This window comes from Muribaculum sp., from assembly GCF_029051885.1.
Lineage (GTDB): Bacteria > Bacteroidota > Bacteroidia > Bacteroidales > Muribaculaceae > Muribaculum.
On the sequence record NZ_JAIDKI010000126.1, the window covers coordinates 1 to 12,059 of the forward strand.

The following is a 12,059-nucleotide window of genomic DNA, read 5'->3' on the forward strand; positions in this document are numbered from 1 at the left end:
CCCTCATCACAAGCGAAAATATGCTCGACGATTGACCGCCCTGACGGTAACATTTATTATTAAACAAGCTCTTAAAACGACAATAGTACGATAGTCATCAATCCGTAAGGCTATCCACGCTTAGAATCTCACCCGTGCTACATAAAACCTACGCAATTACACTTATGCAAGAAGACGTGCAGATGAAATCTATCAAAATCTATAAAAGATTGTCTAAATTTAATGCGTACATTGCAATATACATTGCAATATATGGCTAAAAACGCATATACAGATTTGGATATCTGAAAAATAGCATTTAAATTCGTATAAGTATTTGCTATATTCTGCAATTATTAGCCCAATGAAATATTACAGGTTTAGTCTCAGCACAAAAACAACAATACATTATGACTCAAAACGAGAGCGTTGTAGAGCTACTCAATAAATATCATAAAAGCCCGATAACACATAAGTTGCGGGATAAGTTTCTTACGCCGTCTATATTTGATATCATACAGAAGGATCGCTCTGAAACGGTGCATTCCAACTTTTTGAAATGGATATTCGAGTTACAATTGTCAAATGGAATAAAAGGGTATAATATAATATCATCCTTACTCCAAGTGGCATACACGAGAGCATTAGAGCAAGGAAAGCAAGATTATTTTTCTACTCATTTAGCCAAAGCTGCTTATGGCAACCCGGTTAACATTCAGCTTTCTAATGAAGTAGAGAGAGAATACCCGTGCCCCGGGGTATATTACACGAATGACCAAAAGTATAATTCGGGCATAGTAGATATCGTTATCAGCGGAACCATCTCACAAGAGAATCAAATCAAGCCGTTTAAAATTATAATCGAAAACAAAGTAGATACAAAAGAGCACGATTTGCAGACGTGGAAATATTTCACATATTTCGAGAGGAAAACTGTTTCTGACACACCGGATGATATCGTTATTCAGGAAAAACTATACAATAGTCCGGAAAATGAATTGCGAGTCTATCTATTTTTAACCCCCGAGTCAAATCCTATAAATGCAACATGCGATTGCAACCATTTTATAAAGATTAATTATCAAGACATTATGGAGCATTGTATAGTGCCCCTGTTGCAAAGTTCACAACTTGATTCTCACACCAGGCTCGTTCTTGAGGAATATTCTCGTGCTCTCAGCCTCCCATACATCAATAACATAGGAAAAACAATAATTATGAGTTTAAGCCCAACAGATGCAGACCTCCTAAAAGAATTTTGGGAGGCAAACCAGAGTCTTATCACCATGTCACTTCAAGCATTGGGACAAACCACTCAGGATGATGAAGAAATTCAGAACACACTCAAAGCTATCAATAATCTCAATTCATCAATAAAGAAGTATTCCATCACGCATATCGCAACAAATAACACGATACCAACCAATCAATCGAATCTGATGTATGATTTGATGAATGCATATAACAAATATACCAACAAATGTGGAAAAGATATCGTTAACCGATATGGAGCTATTGGCTCTGTATTCTGCACAGAAGATGACAAAACCGGCTACTCTAAAGCATCAATCACTTTCAACGACGGGACTAAACGAAGAGTCACCACTCAAATACAACGAAATGCCGAGAAGCTGAAAAAAATCAAAGATATAGCCGAAAAGGATGGGTTTCTAATTAAATAACCTCAATAAAACGCATTTGAAACTGTATCATAATGAACTGCACCCAAAAGTTAGACAAAAAACTTTTGGGTGCAGTTCATTATGGCAGAGCCTATTTCGCTTATCTATATTTTCCCACATTGCTGCGGATACCGCAGAATCGGTAGTTAGGAAATACAATAAACAATGTCCTCAAGGGCCCTTGATTGAAAAAAATTGTCGGGTGATGTTACATACGGCAGTTGGCTCCGTTAAAGATAATGAAGGCGCATCACAACGTGCCTGCCCATACTGCCAAAAGTGAGTACCGATATACTGACATCCACATTTCAGAGGCTGCGCCTGCGTCTGCGCGGTATCGCGGCGGGTATCGCCGGCGATACTGACGCCGACGATGCGCTACACGATGCATTCTGCGGCCTGTGGGCGCGTCATCGCGATGTGGAATCGTCGGTCGAGGCTATGAGACTCAGCTATACCGCTGTGCGCAATTCGGCTATCGACCTAAGGCGACGTGCCGTCTCCCACCCTGTGGTATATCTCGACGAGGACGGATATGCGGCTGAATCGTCGGAGTATGTCGACCGCGAGCGGACTCTTACATATCAGGCGGTGCTTGAACTTAGCCGGCGAGTGCTGAGCAAACGCCAGTTTGAGATATTCACTCTTCATGACATAGAGGGCATCGGATATGAAGAGATTGCCATGCGCCTGTCAATGTCGCAGGAGAGTGTGAGAATGGCGCTCAGCCGCGCGCGGAAAACCATACGCGAGCTGTACCGCCAAGGAATATATTAACTTAATGATTAATGCTTTACCGATGGATAAAGACTTAAATGAACTGTCGCGGATAATCAGTCTTGGCGAACGCTATTTCGACTGCGCTCTGTCAGATGCGGAGGAGGCCTTGTTGAGAGATTTGCTCGGCAGGACGCGCCTGTCACATCCTGTGATTGATGAGCTGCGGGCTCTGACAGGATTCCGCAGCAATGTCAGGTGCTCCCGAAGGCGCTCTCCGGGACGGGTAAGGCTTATCGCAGGGATAGCTGCTGCATGTGTAGTGCTGTTCTCGCTGGGGCTGTATACCCGACAGACAACGGCGATGTCGGGGCCGGAAGATATGTCGACATGTGTGGCCTATGCCGGAGGCAAGCGTATTACCGACCAGGAGGCTATAATAAGGCTGCTTGGTGAGGACATGAGGGAATTTACACGTGACGCGCGTGATGCCGAGCAGACGTTCAGCGAAGAACTCAGCGACGTGGCGCGTATAATCAACAACATCGAAAATGAATACCCTGAAATATAACAGTGCTATGAAAGGAATAATACGACTGCTGATATTGCTGGCGGTATTTGCGTGGGGCAACGCATCAGCGCAGACCGGAATGCATATCAACAATGTGCTCGGCGGTAAGTATGTGAGCGACCCGTCGGTCACGGAGGTGATGATGAGCGGAGAGCAGAGTTTTCTGAAGGCACACGGGCTGTCTAATCTGGCGACATTCCGGGGCGATTCGGAGACATATGCGCCGATATTGCAACCCCTTGTCCTTGCTGACGGCGCCAAGTCGATCGGGCGCAATGTGAGATATAAGGACGGTAAGCTCCAGTATGCTTTTTTTATGCTTCCGATGACCATTGTCAAAGGCAAGAAGACCAACCGGTATCTGTATTATCTCAACAAGCCTGACGGTAAGAAGCCGTCGGTAATGATGATCTATTTCGACGGTATGCTTTCGCGCACCGAGGCGGAAGCCGTTATTTCGACATTGTCGGTATTAAATTAAACAAGCTCTTAAAATCAATAAGATATGAAATATCGAATCACACTTGCATTACTGTCGCTGATATTCACTGTCTTTGTAGCCGGGGCCTCCGGCGTCGGTGATGACATGCCGGCCGACACACTTCTCAATGCCTCGAGCGCGCGCAACATAGCCATATCGTACACTCCGGCGTCAACATCCATACAGGTGAACAAAGTCAATGGTACGGACGATAATTTTTACTTTGAGTCGGGTAAGGATACCATGCACCTCAGGCTTGGTGCCTCAGGAAGCACAAGTATCAACTGTTCCGACATAACTGATATAACTATTACAGAGAGCCGGACTGCTCTGTGCGTTACCTTCACTACCTGCGACGGAGAGACCGTAAGATATGATTTCGCGTTTGCCGATCCCGACAACCGCTCGTTCACTTCATATGTCGGACGGCGGGCGAGTGATTTCGGATTTACGATATCCAAGTCGGGCAAGGTCACATGGGATTGTGTATCGCAGGGAATTGGATTCGGATGGCTCGATGCAGTCAGGGAAAATCCCGAGATGGGCACTTCGATGTGGCGCAGCTACGAGTTTACCTGGCTTATGACTCTTGGGGTACGTATGAGCTGGTCGCGCCATCATTCGCTGGCTTGCGGTCTGGGACTGAACTGGCAGAATTTCCACACCAGAAAGCCTTGGTACTTTCATAAGAATCCCGACGGGCGCATCTCTCTTGAGAAGTACGACGAGGGGGTAACACACCATCGCTCACGCATACAGCTGTTCTCTCTCCAGGTGCCGCTGATATATACGCTGTCATTCGGGCATAATAACAAAGTGTATGCCAAAATCGGACCGGTAGTATGTTTTAATGTCGGCGGAAATATCATGACCGAGTATGATTATGAGGGACGAGAGTACTCAATCAAGACCGGCAAAATCGGTCAGCGTCCGGTCACGGTCGACGGTATATTAAACATAGGTTACGGCGGTATCGGCGCATATGTGCGCTATGCGCCGATGTCGAAGATGCGTACCTCGACAGGGCTCGACTTCGGTTCGCTCTCCACAGGTATTATGGTGGCGTTCTAAGAAACTGTTTGTTTTGTTGAATCAAGATTAATCGGTTTATACGGGATTCATAAAACACAATCGGTGTGCAGGGTGGTCGAGGTCCTGCACACCGATTGTGTTTTAAAAATGGGGATTATTGGCGAGGAGGTGATAGTATCTCGAATGTGTCGACAATGATTTCGGTCACATTGCGCTTTATGGTATTGCGGTCTTCCCATACCCTTGTGCGCAACTTCCCTTCGATGTAAAGCCGCGTGCCTTTACGTATGTATTTCTCGGCGGTTTCTGCAGCGCCGTCCCACATCACGATTCGATGCCATTCGGTGCGTTCCGGAATCTGTGCGCCTGTGGCGCTGGTGTAGGCGCGCTCGGTAGTGGCGAGTGTGAATGTCGCTACCGGACGAGTCTCAATATACCGCACTGTGGGGTCGGCACCTACATTTCCGAGCAGTATTACCTTGTTTACGCCCATAGTTCTGTCAGTGTTTTACCGATGCCCGGAGGCCCTTGATTACAGCTCCTGAAAATCCGTTCTCTTCCATTGCATTGAGTCCGCGTATGGTGAGTCCGCCCGGAGTAGTCACTTTGTCGATTTCGCTCTCAGGATTGGCTCCTGTCGATTCGAGCAGCTCCACGGCACCCCGCATTGTCTGAAGAAACCATTCCTTTGCCTTGTCGGGATAAAGGCCCAGCTCTACGGCACCTTCCGATGCAGCTCTTATGAATCGCATCACGTAGGCTATGCCACATGAGCATAGTGCCATTGCCGCTCCGAGCTGCTGTTCGGGAATGACGGCTGCAGTGCCAAGCCGGTCGAATATATCGGTCACAGGCGCTATGCGGGCCGGGGCAACATCGTCAGCATGGCATATGAATGTCATGCTGTGCCCCACGGCCATGGCAGTGTTGGGTATCGCCCGCACTATTGTACGCTTTGATGAGTAGTTGCGCAATATGTTGTCGAAATCGGCCAACGATACTGTAGCGGCAAGGCTTACGAGTGTCTGCTGGCGGAAGTCGATGCGCGGGGCAATCTCCTCTACTACGGGTTGCACGAGCCAGGGTTTTACCGCAAGGATTATCACATCGGTATCCCTGACGGCCACTGCGTTGTCGGTATCAGTCGATATTCCGGGACATGCGGCGGCTATGCGGTCGAGGGTTGTCCTGCGTGGCGATGTGACGGTTATGTCGGAGGCAGGGATAAATCCAGTCGAAACGAGCCCGACAGCTATTGCCGAACCCATGTTGCCTCCGCCGATTATTCCTATCTTCATAATGTCAGATTGCGGCAATGGCCCGGCGGAATCTCTCAAGGAAATCATCGGCCTGGGCGATGGTGAGGGTAAGCGGCGGGAGCAGACGCACGATGTCGGTCGAAGCCGCTCCTGTGAACACATGCTCTACATTGATGAGATGGCGACGCAGCTCCTTGACCTCGAAAGGCATCTCGATGCCTATCATCAGACCGAGTCCGCGTACCTCTTTTATCTCAGGCATTTCTCTGAGCCTGTCGATAAGGTATTGGCCTACTTTGGCTGCGTTTTCTACAAGGTGCTCATCCTCGATTATGTCGAGTACGGCTATGGCTGTAGCACAGGCGAGATGGTTGCCACCGAAAGTTGTGCCGAGCATTCCGTATGACGGCTTGAACATCGGGGATATCAGTACGGCGCCCATCGGAAAACCGGTAGCAATACCCTTGGCGCAGGTAATGATGTCGGGGCGTATGCCGCTGTACTGATGGGCAAAGAAACGTCCGGAGCGTCCGTAGCCCGACTGTATTTCGTCGAGAATCAGTACAGTGCCGTAGCGGTTGCACTCCTCGCGCAGTACTCTGAGGAAGTCAGCATCGGGTATGCGTATACCTCCTACGCCCTGTATGCCCTCGATTATTACGGCCGCCACATCGCCTTTGGCCAGTTCGTGGCACATGGCGTCGATATCGTTGAGCGGCAGGAAAGTCACATTGTTGTTGGCGTTGAGAGGAGATATAATCTTCGGATTGTCAGTCACCTCGACAGCGGCCGATGTTCGTCCGTGGAATGCGCGGCGGAAAGCAACCACACGCTTGCGTCCGGTATGGAACGATGCAAGTTTCAGTGCATTCTCATTGGCTTCCGCACCTGAGTTGACCAGAAACAGGGAGTAATCGTCGTAGCCGCTGATTCTTCCGAGTTTTTCGGCAAGCTGCTCCTGGAGGGGGTTGATTACCGAATTGGAGTAGAACATCAGTTGCGATGCCTGCTTCTCGATAGCCTTGACTACGACAGGATGGCAGTGTCCTACGGATACTACCGCATGTCCGCCGTAGAGATCAAGGTATTCTGTGCCGTCGGCATCGTACACATGACAGCCGCGGCCTTTGGTTATCTCTATGTCGAAGAGAGGATATACGTCGAAAAGATTCATTTCAATTATTTTAGACAAGCTCTTAGAATGCAGAGGGCTTCAGCTGGAGGCCGATGCGCTCGTGGAGTCCGAAGAGAAGGTTCATATTGTGTACAGCCTGGCCAGAGGCTCCCTTGACAAGGTTGTCGATAACCGATGTAATCAGGAGCTTGTTGTCGACCTTTTCAAGATGTATGATACACTTGTTGGTGTTGACCACATCCTTCAGGTCGGGTGCCTTGTCGGTAATGAACGTGAAGTTGTGGTCGTCGTAGTACTCTTCGTAGAGCTTCTTTATCTGGTCGAGACTTATCGGGCAGTCGAGGTAGAGTATAGCCATTATACCGCGCGAGAAGCATCCGCGCACAGGGATGAAGTCAATGTCGGCCTTGAAGCTCTGCTGTAGCTGCGACAGCGACTGGCGTATCTCGGCCAGGTGCTGGTGGCGGAACGGCTTATAAATCGACACGTTGTCGTTGCGCCATGAGTAATGGCTTGTGGCCGACGGCTTTACGCCGGCCCCGGTAGAACCGGTGATTGCCGTTACATGAATTGTCGAGTTGAGCATCAGGTTCTTGGCCAGCGGAAGCAGTGCCAGCTGTATGGCTGTGGCGAAGCATCCAGGGTTGGCTACACGCTTTGCGCCTCTAACTATGCGCTTGCGGTTGAGCTCGGGAAGACCGTAGACAAAGTCATGTGTTCCGTCCTCGATGCGATAGTCGGTCGAGAGGTCGACGATACGCAGCTCGTCGGGCACGTTGTGACTTTCCATGAATTTACGTGTATCTCCATGGGGTGTGCAGCAGAACAGCACGTCGATGTTGCCAAGGTCGGTATCGGAGCTGAATTTCATATCGATTTCTCCGATGAGACCCTGATGCACACTCGTCACGGGATTACCTGCGTTGGATGTGCTGTGAATCCATGCAATCTCAACGTCGGGATGGTTGACAAGCAGACGCAGAAGCTCGCCGGCTGTATATCCGGCTCCGCCTATTATACCGGCGCGTATCATGCCTCACGCTCCTTTCCGTTGCGCACCTGCACGTTATGGTATATCTTCATCTGGTTGCCGAGTATTTTGGTGAATCCTTTCACATCGTCGGCGGTCCATGCTTTCGAAAGCTCTCCGTATTCGCCGAAGTCAGTCTTCATGAGGTCGAAATCGCTGTCTACTCCTACTACCACAAAATGATAGGGCTTGAGGTCGATGATAACGCGTCCGGTCACATTGCGCTGCGACGACTCCAGGAAGCGCTCGATGTCGCGCATTACCGGTTCGAGGTACTGGGCTTCGTGGAGGAACATTCCGTACCATGTGCCGAGCTGGTCCTTCCAGTATTGCTGCCACTTTGTGAGTGTATGCTTCTCGAGCACCTTGTGGGCGCCAAGTATCACCATAGGGGCTCCGGCCTCAAAACCTACGCGTCCCTTGATTCCTATGATAGTATCGCCCACGTGCATATCGCGTCCGAGGGCATAGGGAGCTACAAGTTCCTCGATTTTCTGTATGGCGGCCACTTTGTCGGCGAATACTTCGCCGTTGACGGCCTCAATCTGTCCCTGATTGAAGTCGATAGTCAGCCTGCCGTCGGCGGTGGCTGTCATCTGGGTGGGATATGCCTCCTCGGGGAGAGTCTGGTCGGAGTGGAGTGTTTCCTTACCGCCGATCGATGTACCCCACAGGCCTTTGTTGATGGAGTATTCGAGTTTTGTAAAGTCGGCTACATATCCATGCTCCTTGAGGTAGTTGATTTCGTAGTCGCGGGTAAGGTTCATGTCGCGGGTGGGAGTGATGATTTCAATCTCCGGAGCAAGAATCTCAAATGTAAGGTCGAAACGTATCTGGTCATTTCCGGCGCTTGTCGAGCCGTGGGCAACGCAGTGTGCGCCGATTTTTTTAGCATACTCGATTATGGCTATCGCCTGGAATATGCGTTCGGAGCTTACCGATATGGGATATGTGCCGTTGCGGAGCACGTTGCCGAAAATCATATATTTGATTGATTTGTCGTAGTACTCCTGTGTTATGTCGAGAGTGGCGTGCTCTTTTGCTCCGAGAGCGAGTGCGCGCTCCTCTATTGCTTTAAGTTCTGAGGGAGAGAATCCTCCGGTATTGGCTATGGCAGTGTATACTTCGTAGCCGCAGTCTTCTGAAAGATATTTTACTGCAAATGATGTGTCGAGACCTCCGCTGAAGGCGAGCACGACTTTTTTCTTGGGTTCCATATGTGGTCTGGTTGTTTTACGGGTGAATATGAGGATTTATTCGTCGATACAGTCGCTCTCAGGTAGTGGAGTGCCTGTAATCGGATCGTTGGGATGATATTTGGTCTCGGCAGGGTCATACAGTAGCCCTACGCAGAGACATTTGTGTCCGCCGTTGCGCTGTAGTATGTCGAAGTTGACGCAACTCTCGCATCCACGCCAGAACGCGGCGTCGGTGGTGAGCTGGTCGAATGTCACAGGACGGTAGCCGAGTTCGAAGTTCATCTTCATTACAGCGGCACCTGTAGTAAGTGAAAAAATCTTCGCCTGTGGGAACATCTCGCGCGACAGGCGGAATATTCGTCGTTTGATACGGGTGGCAAGGCCTAACCCGCGGAAGTCGTCGGCCACGATAAGGCCGGAATTGGCAACAAACTGTTTATTGCTCCAGCACTCTATATAGCTGAAGCCTGCAAAGCGTCCCTCGTAGAGGGCAATCACCGCTTTGCGCTCAAGCATCTTCTGGCGCACATATTCGGGAGAGCGCTTGGCGATGCCTGTGCCGCGTACCTTTGCGGCCCGATTGATGGTGTCGAGAATCTCCTCTACATATCCTACGTGGTCTTCAGAGGCTACGAGTACCTGGATTTTCGAAGGGTCGATTGAACTGTTGACAGGTTCTAACATCTATATTCTTAATATATTTTAGAAACGGCATGTAATCAATATGACTCCATACAGCTTCTCAGAACATTGGGGTTGAATAAAATCACAAGAACTGGTCGCGTGCTTTTTCAAGTACACTATCGGGGAAAAAACCGAGAAAAGAGTCGAATATCTCGGCGCGTGAATACTGTTCGTTGACAACAGCAATTACAGTGTCGGCTCCTGATATTGTGCCGAGCAGATAGGGCGAGTCGAGCTGGTCAATATCATACGCGAGTCCTGAGGCATATCCTGTACGAGTCTTTATCACAAGGATGTTGCCGGCAAGCGCTATGGATTCGACTGCGTGGTGTGTGCCCGACTGGGCCGTTGACGGTACGGCCTCCCAGACTTCATCGACAGGTACTTCGCCTGGCTGCATCACTACATAGCGATAGCCGCCAAAGTCGGTAGCCACTTTGGTGGTGCGCAATGCCTTAAGGTCGCGCGACAAGGTTGCTTGAGTGACTACGAAACCTCGTGCCGCCAACAGCCGAGACAGTTCTTCCTGGCTGCCTATGACGTTGTTGGTAAGAATCTCCAGTATGGCCTGAAGTCGGGTTTTTCGTTTGTTCATAACTTTCCGATGTATCGTGGGATATGCCGTTGACTTATATATAATGTACCACCGGATACGCGAGCAAATCCAGAGGCTCTACGTATCGGTGTGAATTATTGCTGCAAATATAGCAACAATATCTAATAAAACAGCAGATTTATGAATTTTTATACAATAAATCTGCGAAAAATAAAATGATATGTCCGCCCGATAGCCTCCATGGTGAGAGAATCGCAGCGGACATAGTTAAAATACATAAAATTTGGAATCAACAGTCTTCGGGCGTATGGCCGGTGTAACGGAGGCCATACGCTATATAGACATCCCCGTATCAGAAATGGCCGAGACAGGCGTCAAGCTGTTGTGTGATAGCTTCACGGTCGAGATGTTGCCCGATGAACACGAGTTTGACCATACGGTCGCCATAGTGCTCGTGCCAGTCGCGCATCATGTCGGGATTCTGCTGCATAATCATCATGAGGTCTTCTTCGGGTGCTGTCGCATACCATTGTCCGGCCTCCGTCAGCTTTTTCTGTACGCCGGCCTGCTCGAAAAGGTAAGACATTTCCGGACGTTGCTCAAAATAGAGCACGCCTTTTGTGCGGATAACATTGCGTGGCCAGTTTTTGGCGAGGAAGTAGTCGAATTTGTTGAGGTCAAACGGATCGCGACGATAGTATACGAAGGTCTGTATGCCGTATTCCTCAGCCTCGCCTTCACCGTCGTGATGATGGTGGTGATGGTGGCAATGGTGGACATGAGTCTCGCATTCGGAATGGTCATGATGGTGATGCTCTTTTTCGTGCTCTTCATCATGGGCCTCATGATGGTGGCTATGGTGATGATGGTGGTCGGCCTGGGCATCGAGCTCCTCCTCTTCCGTTACAGGCCGTTCAAGCTCCCGTACCCATCCGGCCGAAGTGGCTACTTTCTCAAAGTCGAACATGTGGGTGTCGAGCAGGCGCGATATGTCGACGTCGGCATAGTCGGTATCGATAATCTCAGCCTTGGGCTGTATTACCTTTACAATCTCACGGATGCGACGCAACTCGTCGGGAGCGACTTCAGAGGCTTTGTTAAGCAGAATGATGTTGCAGAATTCAATCTGCTGTATCACAAGATTCTCGATGTCTTCGTCGTCAATCTCTTTTGAGGCAAGACTGCGTCCGCAGTCAAATTCGCTCTGCAGGCGCAGGGCGTCGACGACGGTTACAATGCAGTCGAGGCGCGGTATACCTTTCTGGGCGTATCCGGCACTCATGTAGGGGATGGAACATATGGTCTGAGCTATAGGCGCCGGCTCGCATATGCCGCTTGCCTCGATTACGATGTAGTCAAAACGGTCGAGGGCTATTATGTCCTCAATCTGCTTTACGAGATCCATCTTCAGAGTGCAGCATATGCATCCGTTCTGAAGGGCAACCAGAGAGTCGTCACTTTGGTTTACCACTCCTCCTTTTTGAATGAGAGAGGCGTCGATGTTGACCTCGCCGATGTCGTTGACGATTACCGCAAAGCGTATGCCGCGTTCGTTGGTGAGGATATGATTTACCAGAGTGGTTTTACCGCTGCCGAGATATCCTGTAAGCAGCAATACCGGTGTTTCTTTTTTAATATCTGACATTGCGTGTATATTATTAGAGCTTGTTTAATAATAAATGTTACCGTCAGGGCGGTCAATCGTCGAGCAGATTTTCGCTTGTGATGAGGGAG

Annotated in this window: 12 protein-coding genes and 1 pseudogene; 5 read left to right on the plus strand and 8 right to left on the minus strand. The window is 49.4% G+C overall.

Going from position 1 to position 12,059, the window contains the following annotated elements:
* The first annotated feature begins 389 nt into the window (after window positions 1–389).
* From K2I50_RS05550 to K2I50_RS05570, 5 genes are all read left to right on the plus strand, one after another.
* Window positions 390–1,661 (plus strand): PD-(D/E)XK nuclease family protein, encoded by a 1,272-nt coding sequence (locus tag K2I50_RS05550; RefSeq protein ID WP_301025217.1) that lies wholly within the window; start codon window positions 390–392, stop codon window positions 1,659–1,661.
* A 279-nt stretch (window positions 1,662–1,940) separates the two neighbouring features.
* Window positions 1,941–2,438 carry an RNA polymerase sigma factor gene (locus K2I50_RS05555; RefSeq protein WP_301025218.1) on the plus strand — a complete coding sequence of 166 codons (498 nt, stop codon included), beginning with the start codon at window positions 1,941–1,943 and terminating at the stop codon, window positions 2,436–2,438.
* A 22-nt stretch (window positions 2,439–2,460) separates the two neighbouring features.
* Window positions 2,461–2,949, plus strand: a complete 489-nt coding sequence (locus K2I50_RS05560) for a hypothetical protein (protein ID WP_301025219.1) — start codon at window positions 2,461–2,463, stop codon at window positions 2,947–2,949.
* 7 nt (window positions 2,950–2,956) lie between these two features.
* Window positions 2,957–3,430: a DUF6108 family protein gene (locus K2I50_RS05565; RefSeq protein ID WP_301025220.1), complete on the plus strand. Its 474-nt coding sequence runs from the start codon at window positions 2,957–2,959 to the stop codon at window positions 3,428–3,430.
* Between the two features lie 24 nt (window positions 3,431–3,454).
* Window positions 3,455–4,501, plus strand: a complete 1,047-nt coding sequence (locus K2I50_RS05570) for a hypothetical protein (RefSeq protein WP_301025221.1) — start codon at window positions 3,455–3,457, stop codon at window positions 4,499–4,501.
* A gap of 127 nt (window positions 4,502–4,628) precedes the next feature.
* Here K2I50_RS05570 and ssb read toward each other — a convergent pair.
* From ssb to K2I50_RS05610, 8 genes and pseudogenes are all read right to left on the minus strand, one after another.
* Window positions 4,629–4,955, minus strand: a pseudogene (gene ssb, locus K2I50_RS05575) (single-stranded DNA-binding protein); the annotation flags it as partial.
* Window positions 4,956–4,962: 7 nt separating this feature from the next.
* The gene (gene proC, locus K2I50_RS05580; protein WP_301025222.1) at window positions 4,963–5,760 is read right to left on the minus strand and encodes a pyrroline-5-carboxylate reductase; all 798 of its coding nucleotides are present in this window, start codon (window positions 5,758–5,760) and stop codon (window positions 4,963–4,965) included.
* A gap of 4 nt (window positions 5,761–5,764) precedes the next feature.
* Entirely contained in the window at window positions 5,765–6,895 is a 1,131-nt protein-coding gene (locus tag K2I50_RS05585) for an aspartate aminotransferase family protein (RefSeq protein WP_301025223.1), read from the minus strand.
* A gap of 22 nt (window positions 6,896–6,917) precedes the next feature.
* Window positions 6,918–7,889: an N-acetyl-gamma-glutamyl-phosphate reductase gene (argC, locus tag K2I50_RS05590; RefSeq protein WP_301025224.1), complete on the minus strand. Its 972-nt coding sequence runs from the start codon at window positions 7,887–7,889 to the stop codon at window positions 6,918–6,920.
* Window positions 7,886–9,103 (minus strand): argininosuccinate synthase, encoded by a 1,218-nt coding sequence (locus K2I50_RS05595; RefSeq protein ID WP_301025225.1) that lies wholly within the window; start codon window positions 9,101–9,103, stop codon window positions 7,886–7,888. Before K2I50_RS05595 ends, argC begins: the two co-directional genes overlap by 4 nt.
* 36 nt (window positions 9,104–9,139) lie before the next feature.
* Window positions 9,140–9,769: a GNAT family N-acetyltransferase gene (locus K2I50_RS05600; RefSeq protein ID WP_301025226.1), complete on the minus strand. Its 630-nt coding sequence runs from the start codon at window positions 9,767–9,769 to the stop codon at window positions 9,140–9,142.
* Between the two features lie 82 nt (window positions 9,770–9,851).
* Complete coding sequence (locus tag K2I50_RS05605; RefSeq protein WP_301025227.1) at window positions 9,852–10,364, minus strand: arginine repressor; 513 nt, start codon at window positions 10,362–10,364, stop codon at window positions 9,852–9,854.
* 313 nt (window positions 10,365–10,677) lie between these two features.
* Window positions 10,678–11,970, minus strand: coding sequence for a GTP-binding protein (locus K2I50_RS05610; protein ID WP_301025228.1), 1,293 nt, complete (start codon window positions 11,968–11,970; stop codon window positions 10,678–10,680).
* Between the last annotated feature and the right edge of the window lie 89 nt (window positions 11,971–12,059).

Excerpts from the sequence above, each read along its gene's own strand:
- K2I50_RS05550 (WP_301025217.1), top strand. The coding sequence starts at position 390 with ATGACTCAAAACGAGAGCGTTGTAGAGCTACTCAATAAATATCATAAA.
- K2I50_RS05560 (WP_301025219.1), top strand. The coding sequence starts at position 2,461 with ATGGATAAAGACTTAAATGAACTGTCGCGGATAATCAGTCTTGGCGAA.
- K2I50_RS05565 (WP_301025220.1), top strand. The coding sequence starts at position 2,957 with ATGAAAGGAATAATACGACTGCTGATATTGCTGGCGGTATTTGCGTGG.
- K2I50_RS05570 (WP_301025221.1), top strand. The coding sequence starts at position 3,455 with ATGAAATATCGAATCACACTTGCATTACTGTCGCTGATATTCACTGTC.
- proC (WP_301025222.1), bottom strand. The coding sequence starts at position 5,760 with ATGAAGATAGGAATAATCGGCGGAGGCAACATGGGTTCGGCAATAGCT.
- K2I50_RS05585 (WP_301025223.1), bottom strand. The coding sequence starts at position 6,895 with ATGAATCTTTTCGACGTATATCCTCTCTTCGACATAGAGATAACCAAA.
- argC (WP_301025224.1), bottom strand. The coding sequence starts at position 7,889 with ATGATACGCGCCGGTATAATAGGCGGAGCCGGATATACAGCCGGCGAG.
- K2I50_RS05595 (WP_301025225.1), bottom strand. The coding sequence starts at position 9,103 with ATGGAACCCAAGAAAAAAGTCGTGCTCGCCTTCAGCGGAGGTCTCGAC.
- K2I50_RS05600 (WP_301025226.1), bottom strand. The coding sequence starts at position 9,769 with ATGTTAGAACCTGTCAACAGTTCAATCGACCCTTCGAAAATCCAGGTA.
- K2I50_RS05605 (WP_301025227.1), bottom strand. The coding sequence starts at position 10,364 with ATGAACAAACGAAAAACCCGACTTCAGGCCATACTGGAGATTCTTACC.
- K2I50_RS05610 (WP_301025228.1), bottom strand. The coding sequence starts at position 11,970 with ATGTCAGATATTAAAAAAGAAACACCGGTATTGCTGCTTACAGGATAT.